The organism is Listeria goaensis (genome assembly GCF_900186125.1).
GTDB lineage: Bacteria > Bacillota > Bacilli > Lactobacillales > Listeriaceae > Listeria > Listeria goaensis.
Genome location: NZ_FYBQ01000016.1, coordinates 14,729 through 34,534, shown reverse-complemented (window position 1 = coordinate 34,534; position 19,806 = coordinate 14,729). Strand labels below are relative to the sequence as shown.

General features: G+C 40.9%; 22 protein-coding genes. 13 read left to right on the top strand and 9 right to left on the bottom strand.

The window, feature by feature from the left end:
- Positions 1-30: 30 nt before the first annotated feature.
- The 3 genes from CFT42_RS13740 (at position 31) to CFT42_RS13730 (ending at position 1,806) form a co-directional block, all read left to right on the top strand.
- Positions 31-381: a hypothetical protein gene (locus tag CFT42_RS13740; RefSeq protein ID WP_088809430.1), complete on the top strand. Its 351-nt coding sequence runs from the start codon at positions 31-33 to the stop codon at positions 379-381.
- 249 nt (positions 382-630) lie between these two features.
- Positions 631-861 (top strand): hypothetical protein, encoded by a 231-nt coding sequence (locus CFT42_RS13735; RefSeq protein ID WP_088809429.1) that lies wholly within the window; start codon positions 631-633, stop codon positions 859-861.
- 231 nt (positions 862-1,092) lie between these two features.
- Positions 1,093-1,806, top strand: a complete 714-nt coding sequence (locus tag CFT42_RS13730) for a 16S rRNA pseudouridine(516) synthase (RefSeq protein ID WP_088816416.1) — start codon at positions 1,093-1,095, stop codon at positions 1,804-1,806.
- On the opposite strand, the gene CFT42_RS13725 is transcribed toward CFT42_RS13730, so the two are convergent.
- On the bottom strand, positions 1,789-2,358 hold the full coding sequence (locus CFT42_RS13725; RefSeq protein WP_088809427.1) for a TetR/AcrR family transcriptional regulator: 570 nt from the start codon (positions 2,356-2,358) through the stop codon (positions 1,789-1,791). The genes CFT42_RS13730 and CFT42_RS13725 overlap by 18 nt on opposite strands.
- A 161-nt stretch (positions 2,359-2,519) precedes the next feature.
- Between CFT42_RS13725 and CFT42_RS13720 the strand changes: the two genes are divergently transcribed.
- Complete coding sequence (locus CFT42_RS13720) at positions 2,520-3,281, top strand: SDR family oxidoreductase (RefSeq protein ID WP_088809426.1); 762 nt, start codon at positions 2,520-2,522, stop codon at positions 3,279-3,281.
- A gap of 291 nt (positions 3,282-3,572) precedes the next feature.
- The gene (locus tag CFT42_RS13715) at positions 3,573-5,027 is read left to right on the top strand and encodes a lytic polysaccharide monooxygenase (protein WP_088816415.1); all 1,455 of its coding nucleotides are present in this window, start codon (positions 3,573-3,575) and stop codon (positions 5,025-5,027) included.
- A gap of 55 nt (positions 5,028-5,082) precedes the next feature.
- Here CFT42_RS13715 and CFT42_RS13710 read toward each other — a convergent pair whose 3' ends face one another.
- The 5 genes from CFT42_RS13710 to CFT42_RS13690 form a co-directional block, all read right to left on the bottom strand.
- Entirely contained in the window at positions 5,083-5,748 is a 666-nt protein-coding gene (locus CFT42_RS13710) for a Crp/Fnr family transcriptional regulator (protein WP_088816414.1), read from the bottom strand.
- Between the two features lie 5 nt (positions 5,749-5,753).
- Positions 5,754-6,449, bottom strand: a complete 696-nt coding sequence (locus CFT42_RS13705; RefSeq protein ID WP_088809423.1) for a cyclic nucleotide-binding domain-containing protein — start codon at positions 6,447-6,449, stop codon at positions 5,754-5,756.
- Between the two features lie 256 nt (positions 6,450-6,705).
- Positions 6,706-7,602 (bottom strand): glycine betaine ABC transporter substrate-binding protein, encoded by an 897-nt coding sequence (locus CFT42_RS13700; protein ID WP_088816413.1) that lies wholly within the window; start codon positions 7,600-7,602, stop codon positions 6,706-6,708.
- Between the two features lie 11 nt (positions 7,603-7,613).
- Positions 7,614-8,465 carry an ABC transporter permease gene (locus tag CFT42_RS13695; RefSeq protein ID WP_088809421.1) on the bottom strand — a complete coding sequence of 284 codons (852 nt, stop codon included), beginning with the start codon at positions 8,463-8,465 and terminating at the stop codon, positions 7,614-7,616.
- On the bottom strand, positions 8,458-9,651 hold the full coding sequence (locus CFT42_RS13690) for a quaternary amine ABC transporter ATP-binding protein (RefSeq protein WP_088816412.1): 1,194 nt from the start codon (positions 9,649-9,651) through the stop codon (positions 8,458-8,460). The genes CFT42_RS13695 and CFT42_RS13690 overlap by 8 nt, the downstream gene beginning before the upstream one ends.
- 282 nt (positions 9,652-9,933) lie before the next feature.
- Between CFT42_RS13690 and CFT42_RS13685 the strand changes: the two genes are divergently transcribed.
- From CFT42_RS13685 to CFT42_RS13670, 4 genes are all read left to right on the top strand, one after another.
- Positions 9,934-11,052 carry a carbohydrate kinase gene (locus CFT42_RS13685; protein ID WP_088816411.1) on the top strand — a complete coding sequence of 373 codons (1,119 nt, stop codon included), beginning with the start codon at positions 9,934-9,936 and terminating at the stop codon, positions 11,050-11,052.
- Positions 11,049-11,960 (top strand): pseudouridine-5'-phosphate glycosidase, encoded by a 912-nt coding sequence (locus CFT42_RS13680; RefSeq protein WP_088809418.1) that lies wholly within the window; start codon positions 11,049-11,051, stop codon positions 11,958-11,960. Before CFT42_RS13685 ends, CFT42_RS13680 begins: the two co-directional genes overlap by 4 nt.
- Positions 11,961-12,042: 82 nt before the next feature.
- Positions 12,043-12,498: a 2-thiouracil desulfurase family protein gene (locus CFT42_RS13675; protein WP_088809417.1), complete on the top strand. Its 456-nt coding sequence runs from the start codon at positions 12,043-12,045 to the stop codon at positions 12,496-12,498.
- Positions 12,499-12,616: 118 nt separating this feature from the next.
- A complete protein-coding gene (locus CFT42_RS13670; RefSeq protein ID WP_088809416.1) occupies positions 12,617-13,444 on the top strand; it encodes an acyltransferase in 828 nt (275 codons plus the stop codon).
- Positions 13,445-13,481: 37 nt separating this feature from the next.
- Here CFT42_RS13670 and CFT42_RS13665 read toward each other — a convergent pair whose 3' ends face one another.
- Together CFT42_RS13665 and CFT42_RS13660 are read right to left on the bottom strand one after the other, a co-directional pair.
- On the bottom strand, positions 13,482-14,180 hold the full coding sequence (locus tag CFT42_RS13665) for a Crp/Fnr family transcriptional regulator (protein ID WP_088816410.1): 699 nt from the start codon (positions 14,178-14,180) through the stop codon (positions 13,482-13,484).
- Between the two features lie 62 nt (positions 14,181-14,242).
- On the bottom strand, positions 14,243-14,833 hold the full coding sequence (locus tag CFT42_RS13660; protein WP_088809414.1) for a biotin transporter BioY: 591 nt from the start codon (positions 14,831-14,833) through the stop codon (positions 14,243-14,245).
- A gap of 113 nt (positions 14,834-14,946) precedes the next feature.
- On the opposite strand from CFT42_RS13660, the gene CFT42_RS13655 reads away from it, so the two are divergent.
- Positions 14,947-15,447 (top strand): GNAT family N-acetyltransferase, encoded by a 501-nt coding sequence (locus tag CFT42_RS13655; RefSeq protein WP_088809413.1) that lies wholly within the window; start codon positions 14,947-14,949, stop codon positions 15,445-15,447.
- Positions 15,448-15,524: 77 nt separating this feature from the next.
- Here the strand turns inward: CFT42_RS13655 and CFT42_RS13650 are convergent, their stop codons facing one another.
- Positions 15,525-16,547: a substrate-binding domain-containing protein gene (locus tag CFT42_RS13650; protein WP_088816409.1), complete on the bottom strand. Its 1,023-nt coding sequence runs from the start codon at positions 16,545-16,547 to the stop codon at positions 15,525-15,527.
- 242 nt (positions 16,548-16,789) lie between these two features.
- Here CFT42_RS13650 and CFT42_RS13645 point away from each other — a divergent pair, with 242 nt between their 5' ends.
- From CFT42_RS13645 to CFT42_RS13635, 3 genes are read left to right on the top strand one after another with little or no spacing between them, the layout of a single operon-like run.
- Entirely contained in the window at positions 16,790-18,115 is a 1,326-nt protein-coding gene (locus CFT42_RS13645; protein WP_088816408.1) for an ABC transporter substrate-binding protein, read from the top strand.
- Entirely contained in the window at positions 18,105-18,983 is an 879-nt protein-coding gene (locus CFT42_RS13640) for a carbohydrate ABC transporter permease (protein WP_088816407.1), read from the top strand. Before CFT42_RS13645 ends, CFT42_RS13640 begins: the two co-directional genes overlap by 11 nt.
- On the top strand, positions 18,970-19,803 hold the full coding sequence (locus CFT42_RS13635) for a carbohydrate ABC transporter permease (protein WP_088809409.1): 834 nt from the start codon (positions 18,970-18,972) through the stop codon (positions 19,801-19,803). Before CFT42_RS13640 ends, CFT42_RS13635 begins: the two co-directional genes overlap by 14 nt.
- Positions 19,804-19,806 lie beyond the last annotated feature (3 nt).

Below are 19,806 nucleotides of genomic sequence, written 5' to 3'. Positions count from 1 at the left end.
GGAACAAAATAATGGGTGAAGGAGCTTGCAATGAAAAAATTTGGTTGGCTAGTTATACTGCTTTTTTTAGCGGGCTGCGGAAATGCGGAACCTGCGGATACATATGTGATGCTTGACGGGGTGATTAGTCGGGCTCATACGGGGGAAAATACGAGTGTTTTTGTGCGCGACTTATCTTCTCTTGATACCGATTTGCAAGGTGAAACGGAGCTTCATGCGATTAGTAAAATTGAAAATGAGAAGGATGGACGGGCGCTGAACGTGGCGTCGCTTGATGTGGAGGACCGTGTCCAAGTCTATTTGAAGGCGGATTTTAAAACGAAAGAAAAAGCAGTTCGGGAAATTGCTTATAAAGATATTATTAAAATTGTGAAGGAATAGTGGCATTAAATGATGTGTGCTTCAGTTGTGGAAACTACACTTTTAGAAACACTTGTTTTTGGAATTGCGGGAACAGCAAGGGGTGCGGTTCATGTAGTTACAGAAGCTGAGGCATATAGCTAATCTGTAAATATAATAAGAAACTGGTTTAAATGTGGCTAAAATGTGAAACTTTCCGAAAATAGGTTTCAATCCCTCCTTTTTCGAGTAAAATAAAAGTGATAGAGGCAGCGATTGGAGGAAGGACATATGGAAAAGCTAAATATTGAGCCAGCTTCTGTAGATGATATTAAACAAGTTGAAGAGCTTTTTATGGAACTAGAGGATTTAATTAAAGATTGCAACAATCTCGATGCGTTTGAAAAATTGGTCCGAATAGAATTGAAATTAGAAGAGTATCGGCTTAAACAAACACTGGCTGGTCAAGCAATCGAATCTGCGTATGCGGTAAAGCTAGAAAGTTTATTACGAAATGCTTAGGTTGTGCCAGTAACTGGCATTTTTCAAAGTCCTTGCTCGCTTCCCCGCACGGTCTGGCAAATAATGCCTTTCCTGTTTTCAATGCTGTTCTTGACCATGTGTGCGATGATACGTTTGTAGTGTGTAAGATTAGAAACAGACTTCCTACTGGGGGTCTGTTTTTTTATGGCGTTAGCGATGTTAAATTGATAGAATGAAAGAAAGATTAAAGTTCGTGATGGAGGAAAAAAGATGCGTCTAGATAAATTGCTTGCACATGCTGGTTTTGGGACAAGGAAAATTGTGAAAAATGTTTTAAAAAAAGAGGAAGTACTTGTGGACGGAAAACGGGTACGTGATGGGGCTTTTCAAGTTGTGTCAGCGAAAAATATTGTGACGGTCAATGGAGAGGCTGTTATGTATGCGGAACAGCTTTATTATATGTTGAATAAACCGCAGGGCGTTTTAAGTGCAACGGAAGACAAGGCGAGTAAGACGGTTATTGATTTGCTGGCAGAAAACGATAAGCGGCAAGGATTGTTCCCGGTTGGACGGCTAGATAAAGATACGGAAGGCTTGCTGATTTTAACGACAGATGGGCAGATGGCGCATGAGCTTCTTTCGCCCAAAAAACATGTTGCTAAGGTTTATTTTGCGCGCACAGAAGGTGTTGTAACGGCAGAAGATGCGGCAGTATTTAAAACGGGCGTCACTTTCTTGGATGGCTATCAAGCGATGCCTGCAAGTCTTGAAATTATCCGCGTACACGGTGGTCAGTCAGACGTTCGGGTGACCATTTATGAAGGGAAATTTCATCAAGTGAAAAAAATGTTTGAAGCAGTTGGGAAAAAAGTGGTGTATTTAAAGCGAGAAAAAATGGGCGATTTAACGCTTGATGAGCAGCTTGCGCTTGGTGCCTATCGCCCTCTTTCAGATGCTGAACTGGCGTTACTTCGCGGTATCTAGTTGGTGCTGTGCTTTTAAAATGAGGAAGAGCTGTTGGGCCATATAGTCCGCGCTTTCTTGAAAATGATTTTCTGTCCAATAAACGATGATGCCAAAAATGGCGTGCGCCTGATAACTTGTGAGGACTTGCGGATTGATGTTGGCTAAGTTGGATTTAGTGGCATCGCGCAAAACTAAGTCTTGAATAACATGACAGACACGATTTTGAAAGCCGGGACCTATTTTTGATGAGATGACATGGCTATAAAATAATTGATTTCTATATACGTGATCAAAAATTTTAATCATGTGCGGCTGTAAATTTCTAGTGGAAAAAGCTTTATTTTGTTTATAAGGGTCGTCATAAGCGGTGCGCAAATCGTTTAAAACAGACTCTGTTAATTCGTGTAGCAAATCCTCCTTTTCACCATAGTGCTTGTAAAAGGTAGAGCGATTGACATCGGCTTCTTGGACGAGCTCGGTGATGGTAATTTGCTGAACATTTTTTGTTTTTAGTAATTCTAAGAAGGCACGATAAAAGGCATTTTTCGTTTTTTGGATACGTCTATCCATTTTTATCCCTCCAATGTTTACTTATTCAACATATATCAGAAAAATGGTGCTTAAGCAACGATAATGACTCTCGTTACTGATTGAATCCGCTTTCAATGAGTTGTATACTTGAGTGGAGAGCTAGAAACTTTAGCTGGAAAGCAATCAAGGAGGTAATAGTAATGGGGAAATTAAAAGGAAAAGTTGCTGTCATCACTGGGGCTGCGTCAGGCATGGGGAAACAAATTGCGCTGCTTTATGCAAAAGAAGGGGCGAAAATCGTTGTGGCAGATTTGAATTTGGAGAATGCGCAAGCGACGGTTGACGAAATTGTGGCGAGTGGTGGTGAAGGGCTAGCGGTTGTGGCAAATGTCATGAAACAAGCAGATGTTGATGGCATGATTGATGCAGCAGTTGATAAATACGGCAAGCTTGATATTTTGGTAAATAATGCGGGAATCATGGATAATTTTGTGCCCGTTTCTGAAGTGACGGATGACCTCTGGGAGCGTGTTTTATCTATTAATACGACGGGTGTAATGCGGGCGGCTCGAAAGGCTATTCCGTTATTTGAAGAAAATGGTGGCGGTGTTATTGTGAATATTGCATCAGCAGGCGGATTGTTCGGTTCAAGGGCAGGAGCGGCCTATACGGCGTCTAAACATGCTGTTGTTGGTTTAACTAAAAATATTGGTTTCCAATATGCAAATAAAAATATTCGCTGTAATGCTATCGCACCTGGAGCGGTGAATACAAATATTGGGACTTCCATTTATGACCCGAGTGCTTTTGGTCAAGAACGAGCAATGGCGGGAATGAACATTAACCCTCGTGTAGGTGAGGCCTCTGAAATTGCGAAGGTCGCTTTATTCCTTGGGTCAGATGATTCAAGTTTTGTAAATGGTACAATTATAACGGCGGATGCTGGGTGGACGGCTTACTAGAATGGTTTAAAAAGAGAAGAATTTTTCTTCTCTTTTTTTTTATGTGAACAAATTGTGATAGTTTGTTTAAATAGGTTCTCCATTACGGAAAATTGTAAAGGTTATTGGTTTTGTAAGGGGGACATTGATAATTTGGCGATACTGAGAAAATGTGACAAAAATGAGAACGTTTTCTTTAGAAAAAGATAGAAAAATCCGTCATAGAATATCTACAGACAATCTGGTTTGGCCTCGGTATGCTAGAGAATGAACCTAGTGTCAGGTTCAAACTTAATTTAAAGGAGGAGAATTATGAAGAATAAATTGAAGTTAGGTGTGTTTTTGGGTGTAGTTAGTGTGTGTTTAACAGCAGGATTTACATTAAATGCAGATGCTCATGGGTATATTTCAAAACCTGAAAGTAGAGCATATTTAGCTAATAAAGGGCTAAATGTCAACGTTGGAGCTGTTCAATATGAACCGCAAAGCGTTGAAGGTCCGAAAGGTTTTCCAAGTAGAGGACCTGTAGATGGTACTATTGCTGGGGCAGGGAAATATGCACCTTTAGATGAGCAAACTGCATCACGATGGCATAAAGTAAATCTTAATCCTGGACCAACTGTGGTGGAGTGGACACTAACTGCGCCGCATCCAACATCTAGCTGGGATTATTATATTACGAAAAAGGGCTGGAATCCGAATATGCCTTTAGTTCGAAGTGAACTGGAATTAATTAAACATATTGATGGCGGGAATTTGAAGCCTGAAAAAGTAGTTCGTCAACAGATTGATATTCCATCAGATCGTTCTGGTTACTATGTCATTTTAGGTGTCTGGAGTATTGCAGATACTGGCAATGCGTTTTATCAAGTGATTGATGCGAATATTAGTGGCGATGCTAAACCAAGCAGCGATTCAGAAGCGCCAACTCAACCAACTCAGTTGAAACGAACCATGGCAACAGCAAATAGTATTGCTTTTAGTTGGAAAGCGTCAACGGATAATGTTGGTGTGGCGAAATATACGGTTTATCGCAATGGCGTAAAAGTTGGTGAAACGGCTGGAACTTCTTATACAGATAAAAATTTACAAAGTGAAAAAGCTTACACCTATACGGTTGTTGCAGAAGATTTTTCTGGTAATAAATCAACGGTCAGCCAACCATTAACGCTAAGTACTACTCAAGTACCAGCAGTAGATACTGTCGCGCCAACTGCACCAGCTAATCTTCATGTCATGGGACAAAAAGAATCGAGTGTTTCACTCATGTGGAATGCGGCATCAGATAATGTAAGAGTCTCACAATATGAAGTTTACCGAAATGGGAAAAAAGTCAAAACAACAGCTTCAACGATGTTTGAGGATGTTAACTTAGTAAAAGGAACTTACGATTATACCGTTTATGCGGTTGATGCAGCAGGGAATCGTTCGAAAGCAAGCAATGGGATTTCAGTAAATGTGATTGGTGGAGGAGAAATAATTCCGCCCGTGCCAGTAGTTGGAGATGACGTGTGGCAAGCGAACAAGATTTATTTTGAAAATGATGTCGTCAACTATAATGGCAAAACATATCGCGCAAAATGGTGGACGAGAGCGAACAATCCAGAGTATAACAGCGTTTGGCAATTAGTTAGCGATCATGTTCAAGTGTGGAATGCACAAAAAGCTTATACAGCTGGAGAAAGAGTTAGCTACAACGGGAAGATTTATCAAGCCAAGTGGTGGGTAAGAGGTCAGAGCCCAGATCTTGGTGGTGCCTGGGAATAATCAACAAGAATGCCCTGAGCATATCCTCAGCCCCCCGAGGAATGCTCAGGCTTTTTTACGAAAAAGTTGAAAGTTTTTTTAAGCGTTCGCAGTCCAACACAATGCCAGTTTCATCACTTTTCAGTATAAGCTTTTGCTTACTTAAACGCTTAAAAATATTTTCAATATGGTGCGTAGAACATTTTAAAGGATTCGCCACCATGTTTTCGTCAAAAAGAGGAAGTGTGACGTACTGCTGTTTAAGATCTTGCCTTGTTAAAATAATAAATTCCATAAGTAAATCAATCACTCTTTGTTTTAAAGGGGATTTTTTCTCTTGATAATTGAAAGTGAGAAACTTATAGCGTACAATCAGTTCCTCAATGATGAAATGAAAGAGTGCCGGGTGTGTGTACATATATTGCAAAAAGAAATATTTTTGAATTTCAAATGCCTGACCGTCTGTTAAAGCGATGGCCCGGTAATTGGCAGTATCCTCATATTTCCTGTTTGAAAAACAATGTTCGATGCCGAAAACAGCACCTACGGCTATTAAAGTTTCAAATTCCCAACTGTTTTTTCGACTTACTTCGACTTTAGCAATTCCTTCTGTTAAAACTAAAAGTGTGTCAGGACGATTAAGGTTTTGGCTGATATCCAAGTTTGGTGAAAAAGAAACTTCTTCCAATTTATTCCCGTGATTTTCATTCAGCAGTGAAGCAATTAAATCTAAAGGAGGCATTGGATTTACACCTCTTTTGAGAGGCAAGTTATTTTTGATAATTGTTGCAATTTTTGATAGTTTGTAATGTGGAAAGCTTCTTCCGTCTCAAGCAAAATCTGTTTTTCAGTGAGTTCATGAAGCACCTCTTGTATCGTTATTAAAGAGGCTTTTAAATAGGTGCTAAGCATTTCAGCACTAATAGGGTAGGGGAAAAGCACCGCGTTTTGTTCAACGGTTGCTTCAGATAAGATAATAAACTCGAGAAGTAAATCGGCCATTCGCTGGCGTAGCATGGCTTTTTTTTCGCGACAGTTAAAAGAAGTGTAGATATATCGCAACGAAAGCTTTTCATATAAGGCGGAAAAAATTTGTGGATTTGCATAAAAATGATTGATGAAGTATTCCTTTTCGATGACAAGGAATTCACCGTCTGTGGCACCAATTAATTTGAATTTCGAGGGTAAGAGGTTGGCTGTCTGGGGGGTTAAGAGGTTATCTATACCGGCGCAATCATTTGGAACTAGAAAAGTATTAAATTTCCATTTTCCTTTATGATGAATCTCTAAAATGGCCATTCCTTTTGTTATAAAAATAATATAGTCTCGCATGCAGGATTTTTCGTTACAGTAGGCAACTTCTTCGGGGACAAATACAACTTTTTTTGTATATTCTTTGGCTAGCTGGACGTCAGTTGTAAGGAATTGGTAGATGGTTTTCATAAGAAATGACTCCTCACTATAAATTGTACATTGGATACAAAATGGCTCTGTTACAGCATTTGTTGTCTATTTGCGGTGATTATAGCATACTTTTTTAGATGAGAAAAGTTCATTTTGATGTTGAATTGTGTCAAGAATTTGTCGTTTTAGTGAAAAAAGGCATTTTCCATAAACCGGAAAATACCTCAGACTGATTTTATGCGGTGAATTTTGTTTAGCATAAAGTTACAATCTGAGGTTTCCGCTTTAACAGTCGTTATTTTTTTAAATCTTCAATAGAGTTAATGTCTTTCATATACGTTGGGACAGCCAGACCAACTTTGGCGCCCTTCAAATTGACACCTAAATCTTCAATGTCTGATTTGTAGTCTTTATAGTAAATGCCAGCTGTGTTTGGTAACCAGGCGGCGACCATGCCATCAGCGGCGCCAGTTGCAACAGATGCCCACATAGGTTGGATTTCCATAGCTTGAATAGTTGGCTTATAGCCGATGCTACGTAAAACCTCGGCGACGACATTGGTGGAGGCAATTTCGGAATCCCAAGCGACATACGTTAGCTTGATGTCATCACCGCTTACTTTTGGAACGCCGTCTGTCCATTCGGCCACTTTATCGGGATTGTTTTTCACCCATTTTTTAGCAGCCTTTTCGGGATCAGCGCCATCATTCACTTCAAGCATGACGTCGGACATTTCCTCAGGCGTCCAATTAAACTTATCTAAAACCGCGTAGGCAGAAGGTTTTTCCTTCTTCAAACCTTTACGGACAATTGTATGAATATCTTCCGCATCACCAAAAACATTTTTTGGATCTTCTAAAAATTTAAGGTCAAATTTTGTGAACATCCAGTGTGGCGTCCAGCCGGTCACAACGATTGGCCGTTTATCTTTAATGGCTTTTTCGAGTGTGGATGTCATGGCAGCGGTGGAGCTCGTTTGCAGTTGCCAGTTATAATCGTCTAGGTTGTACGCTTTAATTGCGTTTTGCGTGGAAAGCATAATTCCTGCGCCGGCATCAATTCCCGTAATCGTATAGTTAATTTGCTCGCCGAGGGGTTTTGAAGCATCATAAGGCGCAAGTTCTGTCCCACAAGAAGCTAAAAGGAGCGAAAGGATACTAAGCAATGTCACGAGTCTTAATTTTTTCCACATAGTAGCCCTCCTTAGTTTTCAATTTTTGATTTTTTATTAAAGCTTTGCGTCAGACGGTCGAGAATGATGGCTACGATGACGATTGCGATTCCGGCAACGAAACCACCTCCAGCGTCATTACGTCCAACAGCGAAGTAGACACGCGTTCCTAGCCCCATTGCGCCAATCATGGAGGCGATGACGACCATTGATAATGCGAGCATGATACTTTGGTTGATGCCTGCCATCATGGTTGATTTGGCCATCGGTAGCTCTACTTTAAATAGTTTTTGGAAACCAGTTGAGCCGAACGAATCGGCAGCTTCTACGAGTTCAGTCGACACTTGGCGAATCCCAAGGTTTGTCATGCGCACAGTAGGAGGCATGGCGAAAATAACGGATGCGACGACGCCAGGCACCATACCGATGCCGAAAAAGGCAACAGCTGGAATTAAGTAAACGAATGCCGGCATCGTTTGCATGAAGTCGAGCACTGGCTTGAAAAATGCTTCAGCAACGTTGCTTTTAGACATCCAAATCCCTAGTGGAACCCCAATAACAAGAGCGATTAAGCTACTGGTTAAAACGAGGGTTAGCGTCTGTGTCATGTCTCGCCAAAAATCAAGGTTCCAAATGAGCAGCAATCCGACTAATTCGAAAGTCATAAGCCCCCATTTCTTACCTTTTCGGTTTAGCCAATAGGTTAAAGCGAGAACTAAAATAATAAAAATGTATGGTGGCAGCAAGTCGAAAACCCACTGAAAAGCGTCAACAATTCCGCCGATAATATTTGTGATAACGTTAAAAAATCCTTCAAATTGCGTTAAGCTATCAACAAGACTGTCAATCCAGCTTGCGAGTGGAATTGTAGGAATGTTAGGCATTAGCGTTCACCTCATTTCCAGAAAGTGCGGCTAGAACGGAGCCGCGAATAATAATGCCTTTGAGTCGCCCATTTTCAGTTACAGCGACTGGAATCGATGTCGTGGAAATTAAATCCATTAAATCGTTTAATGGTGTGTCTGGATCGGTGGTTGGCACGTCAGTTTGAATAACGGATTCAAGCGAAGAGATGTTTTCCTTCACAAGTTTTGAAACGTCCGTTGCATGGGCAATGCCGACTAGTTCCCGTCCTTTTTTCACGACAAAAATACTTGAAGTGCCAGTTTCACGCATTCTTTGCAGCGCAACACGTGGCCCGTCTTTTTCAACGTGAACGATTTCAGGACGTATCATGACGTGGCTTGCGGTATAAACTTTCGAACGGTCAACGTCTTCGATGAATTTCTCAACATATGTATTTGCAGGATGTGCGAGAATTTCTTCAGGAGTACCCGTTTGAACGACCGAGCCGTCGCGCATAATCATAATATGATCGCCGATTCGCAAAGCTTCATCTAAATCATGCGTAATAAAAATAATCGTTTTTTGCATCGTGTCTTGTAAATCTAGTAATTGGTCTTGCATATCTTTTCGGTTAAGTGGATCGAGTGCGGAAAAAGCTTCGTCCATCAAAAGAATGTCAGGGTTGTTGGCAAGCGCTCTGGCTAACCCAACGCGTTGTTGCATTCCGCCAGAAAGTTGGGAAGGATACTGCGCGCCATAACCGGCTAAGCCAACTAATTCAAGTGCTTCTTGCGCTTGTTTAGCCCTATCATTTTTCGGAATTTTCTGTACTTCTAGGCCATACTCTACATTACTTTGAATGGTACGATTCGGAAATAGTCCGAAATTTTGAAAGACCATGCTCATACTTTTTCTACGAACTTTGCGCAGCTCTTTTTTATCAAGCTTGGATAAATCCTTTCCGTCCAACCAAATTTCACCACTGGTAGGTTCGATTAACCGGTTTAAAAGACGAACGAGTGTAGACTTGCCACTTCCGGAAAGTCCCATGATAACAAAGATTTCGCCTTCTTCGACTTGAAAAGATGCTTGATTAACACCGATCGTCGAACCAGTTTCTTTTAATATCTCTGTTTTTGATTTGCCTTCTGTAAGCAGTGTGGAAGCTTTCGAAGTTTTTTTACCAAAAATCTTCGTCAGATTCTTAACTTCAATTTTACTCAAAACTTAATTCTCCTCTCGTAGTTGATTGGTTTTATTTCACATAACAAAATAAAACTAACGTTTACCATTGTAACGAAGATTCGGGATAAAATCATCCTTTCGACTTGGGATAGGGAAAATATTGGTGTTTCACTAGTGTATTCAATCCCATCATAGCAGGGGTTTTCAGAAAATGAAAAAAATCCGAAAAAAATTTCTTTCTCTTGAAATAAAGCGCTTTTATTGTTATTATAAACATGTGTTTAAAAAATAAACAAAAGTTTAGAAATGGAGGTGTTCTCCGTGGAAAACGAAAATCAAAAAATGAACGAAAAGGAAGAAATTATTTTTAATTCTATCCGCAAAAACCCATACATTTCACAACAAGAACTTGCGGACATTTTGGACCTTTCAAGACCGACTGTCGCTAACTTAATTTCTGGTCTGATTCGAAAAGGGCGCATTCTAGGCAAAGCATACATTTTAAACGAATCGAAGCAAATCATTTGTGTGGGCGGCGCGAACGTGGACCGTAAATTTTATATGAAAGAAAAGTCGCAGCTTGGGACGTCGAATCCAGTTCGGTCTTCGCAGAGCGCAGGCGGTGTCGCACGGAACATTGCTGAAAACCTAGGACGTCTCGGCAAAGAAGTGATATTACTTACGGCATGCGGCGCTGATGCTGACTGGGAAGCGATTGTTCGGGCGAGCGATACGTATATGAATTTAGATTACGTCACCGCCTTTCCAAGTATTTCAACGGGTTCTTATACGGCTGTTTTGGAAGGAAATGGGGATTTGCTTGTGGCGCTTGCTGACATGGAAGCGTACGAACATCTGACGCCAGATGCACTGCGCAAAAATGAAGCCCTGCTCGCGCGTTCCAGTGCGATTGTCGCCGATTTGAATTGCCCGAAAGAGTCGCTTGCCTATTTAGGTAACTTTGCGGAAACAAGTCAAGTGCCACTCGTCTTAGTTCCCGTATCCTCACCTAAAATGGCGCGTCTTCCAGAAGATTTGCATCAAGTTACTTGGTTAATCGCGAACCGTGATGAAACCGAAACGCATTTTGGAATGAAAATTGAAAACGATGAAGATTGGCGTTTAGCTGTTCAGAAATGGCTAGATACAGGGATTCAAAACGTCGTTATCACAAATGGGAAACACGGTGCAATGGCAGGAAATCAAGCTGAAGGGATTATTCATGAACCAGCAATTGTGGCGCCTGTGATTCGCGATGTGACAGGCGCTGGGGACGCTTTTTGTTCCGCTGTCATTTACGCTTGGCTTGAAGGGAAGACGCTTCGTGAAACGGTTCTTGCCGGGAGTGTCAATGCGTATAAAACATTGCTATCGGAATTTACAGTACGGCAAAATTTGTCGACATCTGAACTACAAAAAGATTTGGAGGAAATCAAATGAAAAACTATTTATCATTTTCAGAAGAAGTGAAGGCAGCAAAATTAGCAGGAAAACCTATTGTGGCATTAGAATCGACCATTATTTCACACGGTATGCCATATCCACAAAATGTTGAAATGGCGCGCGAAGTGGAAGAAATCATTCGTGAAAACGGTGCTGTACCTGCCACAATTGCAATTATGGATGGGCAAATTAAAATTGGGCTTTCAGATGCGGAGCTAGAACTTTTTGCAAAAAGTGATAATGTGGCAAAAGTTTCCCGTCGAGACATCGGCTATCTTGTTGCCACTAAACAATTGGGGGCGACAACTGTTGCAGCGACTATGATTTGTGCAGAACTTGCTGAAATCGCGATTTTTGTAACCGGCGGAATTGGCGGCGTTCACCGCGGTGCTGAAACAACGATGGATGTATCGGCTGATCTTGAAGAGTTAGCAAAAACGAATGTGGCAGTCATTTGTGCTGGCGCGAAATCGATTCTTGATCTAGGCTTAACAATGGAATATTTAGAAACAAAAGGGGTTCCAGTAATTGGATACGCAACGGACGTGCTACCAGCGTTCTATACGCGCACGAGCGAAATTGAACTAACTATCCGTGCCGATGAACCAAAAGTTATCGCAGAAAGCTTGAAAGCGAAGTGGGATTTGAAAATTGACGGCGGCGCAGTCATCGCTAATCCAATCCCGGAAGCGCACGCAATGCCTGCTGACGAAATTAACGCAGTCATTCAAACGGCCTTGAAAGAGGCTCGGGAAAATGGCATTCACGGTAAGGACGTCACGCCATTCTTGCTCGCTAAAGTGAAAGAACTGACGGCTGGCAAAAGCCTCGAAGCCAACATCGAACTGGTGAAGCACAACGCTTTAATTGGTTCTCAAATTGCTGTCGCATATCAAAATCTGTAAAACTAAACGCTGTGGTTTCTTTAACTGAAATCATGGCGTTTTTTTGTTAAAATAAAAGTAGTGAAAAAAGGGGTGAAAAGCTTTGAAGATGGTGAGTGCATGTCTTGCGGGCATTCCTTGTCGTTACGACGGGGCGCATAAGGAAAATGAAACATTGAAAAAATTGGTGGAGAGTGGCGCTGCGATTTCGCTTTGTCCAGAAATGCTTGGTGGACTTCCCACGCCTAGAAATCCGGCTGAAATTGTGGGCGGAGACGGTAAAGACGTCTGGTCTGGTACGGCAAAAGTAGTGGATAATTTAGGTGCAGATGTGACGGAAATTTACAAAGAAGGTGCACGCAAAACGTTAGAGCAACTCCGCGAGCTTGGAATCGAGCAAGTTATTTTGAAGGAAAAAAGTCCGTCTTGCGGTGCGTGTCAAATTTATGATGGCACATTTTCAGGGGGATTAAAAAAAGGTGTTGGTGTGACGGCGGCTTATTTGCAGCTCCACGGTTTGAGCGTCGTTTCTGATGAGCAATTTAGTAGTGAAAAGTGACGAAAGTTTTGATTTAAATTCTACAGATTGATATACTGATAGTGTTGGAAAAGAATACAATTTTGGAGTGAGGGTTTTAATTTTCACTACGAAAATTTGGGCTAAAGGGAGAGCGTTAATGATCAAGGGAAATGTAGAAGAACAGAGTAATAATGTGTTTTTAAATCAAGAAAAAGTCCAGTTTCAAAATTCAGAAGTGGTGTTTAATGGGAAGGACAACTTGCTGATTTTAGATGAGAATGTAACTTTGAGAAATTCGAAAATTATTTTTCATGGAGATCATTCGGTCGTATATATTAAAAAAACGCTTCAAAATCAAATTATGATAAATCTTAATATTCATGCAGGTTCTACAGTGTTTATCGACGAAGGAGCTTCTTTTAATGGCGTTTTAAATGCGATTATATCGGAACATCAAAATCTTATCGTTGGAAAAGATGCGATGTTTTCTTTTGGAAGTTGGATACGTACGTCTGATGTACACCCCATCTATCAAATTGAAAGCGGGGAGCGGTTAAACAGACCGGCATCGGTTTTAATAGGGGACCATGTATGGATTGGACAAGATGTTAAGTTGTTAAAAGGAGCTACAATTGGTTCTGGCAGCATTGTTGGTGCTAATGCAATTGTCACGTCTGTTGTGCCGAATAACGCTGTAGTAGCAGGAAATCCAGCTAGAGTCGTGAAAGAAAGTGTTTTTTGGGAAAGGCCTTCGATGCATCTCGTACATCCTAGCGAAAATGTCACGAAAGAAGTAGAAACGAATAAATTTATTTTTAGTGGACCTTCAACGCAAAGTGTATGGAAAGATTTAAGTCAGGCGCTGTCTAATAAGCGTAATTCTTTTGAAAAGAAAACGTTGATTGACAGCATAGATTCAAATTCCAAGCTTTGCTGTTACGTTGAAAAGAAAAATAAAGGCGTTTTCGGGAAATTTAAAAAATAAGAAAATCTGATCTAAGACATAATAAAAAACCACGAAGCTAAAAGGTTTCGTGGTTAAATTTTTGCATTAAGCGCGCTTTTCGAGCGGCGAACTCATTAATTCGCCACGGTTTAGGTGAGAGCGTAAGGATGCCTTCTTCTTCGAGTCTCCGCAAGTTAGTCGCCACATAGGCGCGCGCTAAATTGGCGTAGTTTCCTAAAATCTTTTGGGTGAAAAAATAGGGAATGAGGCACGCGCCGTCATCCTCCATTCGACCAAATTGAGCGCCAATGCGAATTAAAGCGGCTAGGATTTTTTGGTCGGAAGGTAGTTGCGCCTCGGCTTCCCGCAGCAAGATTGGCTGAACGATGCGATTCAATTGTGCAAAAGCAGAAAACTCTGAGTGGCGTTTAAAGCGGCTATGCGCGTAATCGCGCGGAAAACGGTGCACAGTCATTTCGCTAATGGCCGTATACGTAACGGGTGAAACCGCATCTGGTTCGATGTGGAGAAATCCGATGCCTTCCCCTTTCCCGCAAAAAGATAAAATGCTATCTTCTTTACATGTATTTTTGCTCATTGCGGCTACGCCTTCTGTCACTATGTAAAAATATGGGTGATTTTCGCCTTCAAGGAGGATATTCTCCCCGCGCTTGATGCTTAAGCGCAAATACGGAAGTTGTGCTGCATCCGCTTCATATAAAACCTCTGCAAGACTGGGCTTTTGCGCCTCTCTTGTCCCTTTTTCTAAAACCATAACCGAGTCCCCTTTTCTCAGTATTTGATTTTTATTATACGGGAGAAAAAGGGGATTTTGAATTATTTAGACTGTGTAGTGTTGAGCGTTTCCTTCGTGTTCGGCGTGTTGTCAGGAAGGAGTTTGCTTTTGATGAGCTGACGGCGAATTTTAAGTCCGATGTAGCCGGCCAAAACGGCTTTGATGATGCCTGGAATGATAAACGGGAATACGCCCGTGAAAAAAGCGGCGCCAAGCGTCATGCCTGCGCTAATTTGCAACCAAAACATGCCGAACAGGAGCGTCACAAAAGCTCCGAGAATATTGGCGATGGCGGCATTCAAATTTGTGTAGCCAAACTTGTCGAGCAGAAAGCCGGTCAAAAAGGCATTGCCGATGAAGCCAATAATAAATCCGCCGGTGACGCCTAGAATGATGCCAAGTCCGGCTGTCATTCCTTGGAAAACCGGGATGCCAAACGCGCCAAGTAGTATGTAGACGGTGACGGAAATTGTGGCATGGCGGGCACCTAGAATGGTGGCGGCAAGCCCAACTGCGAATGTTTGGCCGGTAAATGGAATGGGGCCAAGCGGAATAGCTATTTGAGCTAAAATCGCGATAATGACGGCAAAAAGCGCGTCTACGATTAGAAATTTTAATTTTGTATTAGGCAAATTGTTCACTCCTTAATGTTAACTTTTGTTTTTAAAGGTTAACATTAAATGCGTTTTTTTTCAAGAAAAAAAGGGTATGGAAAGAGAAGCGAAATCTTAAAGGGGTGTTCAAAATGACTGTAAACGTTAGAAAGGCAAGGCTTGAAGATGCGGCAGCAATTCAGCAAATTGCAGAAAAATCTTGGCACGACACGTATGAAAATATTATTCCAGTTGATGTGCAAGATCATTTTTTAAATAAATTTTATAATTTGGAAACGCTTAAAAATCGAATTGGCGCTACGGCTTTTGCGGTCATTGAAAAAGAAGGGGATGTCATTGGCTTTGCGAATTTCGTGGAACTTGCCAAAGGCAAAAGCGAGCTTTCGGCGTTTTATTTGGATCCAGCTTTAAAACAAAAAGGCTTTGGTACGAGGCTCCTAGATGAGGGTATGAGCCTGTTTCATTTGCCACTTCCGATGTATGTGAATGTGGAGCGGGGAAACGACGCGGCGTACCATTTTTATTTGCGTAAAGGTTTCGTCGTGGAAGAAGAGTTTGACGATGATTTTTACGGCTATACGCTTGCGACGATTCGGCTTCATTTGACGCATCATGTGGAAGAGGACGAGTAATTTGTAAAATAAACAAGCATACATCTAGTAATCAGGCCATTTCTAAAAATGGATTTTACTGGATATATGCTTGTTTTTTATTTTCGGGCGATTTTCTTTTTAGTATACATCTGCACGGAATCGCGTTCGATTAACTCGGTTGCAATGGAGAGTTGGACGAATTCGCTTTCTGAATGACGAATACGCCAGTTCATGAGGTCGACGGCTTTTTCGCCCATTGCACTTAGATTGGTACACATCGTTGTCAGTTTTGGATTGCTCAAAACCGTGAATTCGGTGTTATCAAAGCAAATAATAGAGAAGTCTTGTGGAATTGTATACCCTTTCGACTGCAAGTATGTATTTAAAATAAAGCCGAGACCTGAGTTAACGCAAAACCAGGCGGTTGGAAACTCATCCAGCTGGTCTAACGTTTTATAGAGTGCAGTTTGTTCCTCTTTAATCCGCGTGATTGTAAAAGCAGGGTTAAGGGGGATTTCTGCGGTTTTGAGTGCCATTTTATAACCTTCGAAGCGCTCCGCATAGCTTGGAGAAAACTGGATATCTCCTAGAAAACCGATTTTTTCATGTTGTTTTTGGATAAGGTGTTCGACGGCGAGAAACGCGCCGTCTTTATTTTGCGTTAAAATTGCATCCGCTTTTAAGTGCGGGTGGTGATGGTCAATTAAGATGGTGGGATGTTTCAATTCTATGACTTTCAAACTATAGGCTGTATTGATGTGCGAAAGTAGAAAAACGCCCGACCACTCTTCGGTTTCAAGCTCAATTGGCAAGATGCCTTTTTCAGCTTCGATTTCTCCAATTGGGAAAATAAAAAGTTCAGCTTGTTCAATTAAAAGTTGATTTTTTATGCTCGCAATGATTTCCCCAAAAAAACTCTTTTGCGCCAACGCGAATGAACTTGCAAGCAAAGCATATCTCTTTTTAACGACCTCGCGCGCAATTTCTTTCTTATATTGGTAACCTAGTTCATCTGCCATTTTAAAAACAGCTAGTTTCGTTTTTTCACTTACCCCGTTTTTATTGCCGAGAGCCTGAGATACAGAATTTTTCGTAATGTTAAGACGATCAGCAATATCTTGCATCGTAATTTTTTTCATAAAAGCTCCTTCTTTTACGACATAATAATTCTATTATAGCCAGAAAATAGTTTTTTTGCAAAGGAGAATGTAATTTTGTAAGTATTTTTATGAATGATTTTGATATGTGTTGAAATTTTATCGTTTTTATGCACTTTTATTAAGTTTTATTAGAAAAGTAATTGTTGACATTACAAAATTGTAATGCAATAATGTAATTGTTTATAAAACGCTTACAATTATTGAAGTAGGAGGAGTTAGTAATGAAATTCAAAAAGTTAGTTTATGCAGCACTTAGTGTCGTGGCAGCGGGCTCGATTTTAGCCGCTTGTGGATCAGGTGGAAGCGAAGCCAATGATGATGGAAAAACGAAAGTAACTTTTTGGGCAGCACCAAACCCTACCCAAGTGAAATTTTGGAAGGAAATGGCGACAGCTTATGAAAAAGAAAATCCTGATGTAAAAGTAGAAGTGACTCAAATGAAAGAAAGTCCGTCTTCTGAAGCGACTATCCAATCGGCTATCGCATCAAAAACGGCTCCAACCATTTCAGAAAACATCAACCGTAGTTTTGCGGCTCAATTAGCTGACAGTAAAGCGATTTTACCTGTTAACAAAGTGGCTGGCTATGACGATGTTGTGAAAGAAAGAAATATGACGGAAAGCATGAAAGCTTGGACATTCTCGGATAAAAATCAATACGTCTTACCTGTATACTCGAACCCAATTTTATTCGGTTGGCGTTTAGATACATTGAAAGAACTTGGCTATTCAGAGCCGCCAAAAACATATAGCGAAGCACTTGAAGTGGGGAAAAAACTAAAAGCAAAATATCCTGACCAAGTTTTATGGGCAAAAGGTGATTTGTCCGATCCGACTGCATGGATGCGTTGGTTCGACTTCTTCCCGCTTTATAACGCGGCATCGAACGGTAATGCTTTTGTAGAAAATAACAAACTTGTAGCCGATAAAACAGCAGGCGTAGGATTACTTGACTTCATGGGTACGCTAGCAAACGAAAAACTACTGTTGACTGGTGAAGTAACAGATCCTTTTGAAACTGGAACAAGTATTATGACGGATCTTGGACCTTGGACATTCCCAAACTGGGAGGAAAAATATCCTGACTTGAAATATGGTGAAAACTATACAGTTACAACACCTCTTGTGCCAGATAATATGAAAGATTCAACAGATGTTTCCACTTATTCAGATGCAAAAGGTATTGTGTTTTATGCAAGTGCAACAAAAGAAGAGCAAAAAGCAGCGATGGATTTCTTGAAATTCGTTTATAGTGACGACAAAAATGATTTGAAATTCCTTGAAACAACAAACCTAATTCCAGCACGTGACGATGCAACGGAAAACGAAACATTCCAAGCGTTCTTTAAAGAAAATCCGCAATTAGAAGTATATGCAGCGAATGTTAAAAATGCGATTCCAGCGATAGATAACGCGGATTACAACGATATTCAACAAGTTATTGGAGAAGAAGCGTGGAATCCAGTTGTAAAAGGTGAGAAAAAAGGCGCGAAAGCTTGGAGCGATATGAGTAAGCAAATTAATAAGGTGCTTGAAGATGAAAAATAAAAATAATAAATTGGGCTGGTTTTTTACTAGCCCATACCTCATCTTTACCGCAATATTCTTTCTAATTCCGTTAGTGTGGGCCATCTGGCTCTCGCTAACGGATTGGAATATGATGAGCCCGGACATAAACTTTGTTGGGCTTGATAATTTTAAAAAGGCGCTTACGAGTTCATCTGTTCATGCAGCGTTTTTCGTCACATATAAATTCTTGATTGTGTTTGTTCCAATGGCGCTAATCTTATCAATGCTAGTTGCCGTCTTAGTGAATGGATTACCTCGGTTTAAAGGCCTCTATTTAGTTGCTTTTTTCCTGCCATATTTATCTTCTGGCGTTGTAACATCCCTAATTGTAAAAGGTTTGTTGTCTTATAACAGCCCGTTAAATGTCTTTTTAAGAAATAATCTTGGCTGGGATATTGACTGGCTAGGAACGCCGATGTCAGCGTTATTTATTATTTCATTAATGATTGCTTGGAAGATGTCGGGGTACTACGCGCTGATTTTAATTTCAGGGCTTGCGAGTATTAACGATGAAATTTATGAAGCAGCGGCAATGGACGGTTCCGGTCGGTTCCGCACGTTTTGGAAAGTCACCATACCGATGCTCTATCCAGCACTCTTTACAGTGCTTGTCCTAGCTGTTGGTGTGAGCTTTGGTATTTTTACAGAAGTTTACCAGTTAACAGGCGGTGGACCGAATTTTGCTACCAATACGTGGCAGATGGAAATTTACAACCAAGCGTTTATTAACTTGAAATCTGGCTATGCGTCAGCGATTTCGCTTATTGCGGCAGTTGTGACGTTTGCATCAATCGGCGTTATTAAAAAACTTTTAGAAAAATGGGGTGAACGAAATGGTTGGACGTAATAGAAAAAGCGGGAAGATTATTCGTTATATTTTAACGACGCTTCTTATGCTCATCATGGTATATCCATTCATTTACCTTGTGCTTAACTCGTTTGCCGCATGGGATCAAGTCGATAAAAAACTCATTCCGACAGAATTTTCCTTGCGTTCGTGGCAGTGGTTGTTTGGTGATGCAGTAACAGCGGCGCCAGCACCGTGGATTCATTCGTTCATTAACACCGTCATCGTATCTACTATCGCAACAGGACTCATGCTACTCTTCGGTTTGACGGTTGGCTATGCACTTGCAAAAGTCAATTTTCGGGGAAAAAACTTTGTTAATAATGCGATTCTCTTCCAAATGTTCTTTCCAGCGATTATTTTACTTATTCCACAGTTCTTAATGATTACAAATGTCGGTTTGCTCGATAGTTACGCTGGAATGATTATTCCGACTGCGCTTAGTTTGTGGGCCGTTTTCATGTACACAAACTTCTTTAAAGCTATTCCAGATGCGCTCATTGAGGCGGCGCGTTTAGACGGAGCAAGTGACTTGAAAATTCTCTTTAGAATTGTACTGCCAATGTCAAAATCTATCACAACCGTTATTTTCCTATTTTTATTCACGGATAGATGGACGAATTTACTTTGGGATTTGCTAGTTTCAAAAAGCGACTCAACCGTTACATTAAACGTGTTGATTTCCCAAATGTTTGGACCTTACGGGACGTATCCAGGACCAATGTATGCGGCTTCTGTTTTATTAACTGTTCCGCTTATTATTTTGTTCCTCTGCTTCTCGAAAAAGTTCCAAGAAGGCATGCAATTTACATTGAAATAAAGT

Bases quoted from the DNA above. Each gene is read 5' to 3' on its own strand.
- CFT42_RS13740 (WP_088809430.1), top strand. From the start codon at position 31: ATGAAAAAATTTGGTTGGCTAGTTATACTGCTTTTTTTAGCGGGCTGC.
- CFT42_RS13735 (WP_088809429.1), top strand. From the start codon at position 631: ATGGAAAAGCTAAATATTGAGCCAGCTTCTGTAGATGATATTAAACAA.
- CFT42_RS13730 (WP_088816416.1), top strand. From the start codon at position 1,093: ATGCGTCTAGATAAATTGCTTGCACATGCTGGTTTTGGGACAAGGAAA.
- CFT42_RS13725 (WP_088809427.1), bottom strand. From the start codon at position 2,358: ATGGATAGACGTATCCAAAAAACGAAAAATGCCTTTTATCGTGCCTTC.
- CFT42_RS13720 (WP_088809426.1), top strand. From the start codon at position 2,520: ATGGGGAAATTAAAAGGAAAAGTTGCTGTCATCACTGGGGCTGCGTCA.
- CFT42_RS13715 (WP_088816415.1), top strand. From the start codon at position 3,573: ATGAAGAATAAATTGAAGTTAGGTGTGTTTTTGGGTGTAGTTAGTGTG.
- CFT42_RS13710 (WP_088816414.1), bottom strand. From the start codon at position 5,748: ATGCCTCCTTTAGATTTAATTGCTTCACTGCTGAATGAAAATCACGGG.
- CFT42_RS13705 (WP_088809423.1), bottom strand. From the start codon at position 6,449: ATGAAAACCATCTACCAATTCCTTACAACTGACGTCCAGCTAGCCAAA.
- CFT42_RS13700 (WP_088816413.1), bottom strand. From the start codon at position 7,602: ATGTGGAAAAAATTAAGACTCGTGACATTGCTTAGTATCCTTTCGCTC.
- CFT42_RS13695 (WP_088809421.1), bottom strand. From the start codon at position 8,465: ATGCCTAACATTCCTACAATTCCACTCGCAAGCTGGATTGACAGTCTT.
- CFT42_RS13680 (WP_088809418.1), top strand. From the start codon at position 11,049: ATGAAAAACTATTTATCATTTTCAGAAGAAGTGAAGGCAGCAAAATTA.
- CFT42_RS13670 (WP_088809416.1), top strand. From the start codon at position 12,617: ATGATCAAGGGAAATGTAGAAGAACAGAGTAATAATGTGTTTTTAAAT.
- CFT42_RS13665 (WP_088816410.1), bottom strand. From the start codon at position 14,180: ATGGTTTTAGAAAAAGGGACAAGAGAGGCGCAAAAGCCCAGTCTTGCA.
- CFT42_RS13655 (WP_088809413.1), top strand. From the start codon at position 14,947: ATGACTGTAAACGTTAGAAAGGCAAGGCTTGAAGATGCGGCAGCAATT.
- CFT42_RS13650 (WP_088816409.1), bottom strand. From the start codon at position 16,547: ATGAAAAAAATTACGATGCAAGATATTGCTGATCGTCTTAACATTACG.
- CFT42_RS13645 (WP_088816408.1), top strand. From the start codon at position 16,790: ATGAAATTCAAAAAGTTAGTTTATGCAGCACTTAGTGTCGTGGCAGCG.
- CFT42_RS13640 (WP_088816407.1), top strand. From the start codon at position 18,105: ATGAAAAATAAAAATAATAAATTGGGCTGGTTTTTTACTAGCCCATAC.
- CFT42_RS13635 (WP_088809409.1), top strand. From the start codon at position 18,970: ATGGTTGGACGTAATAGAAAAAGCGGGAAGATTATTCGTTATATTTTA.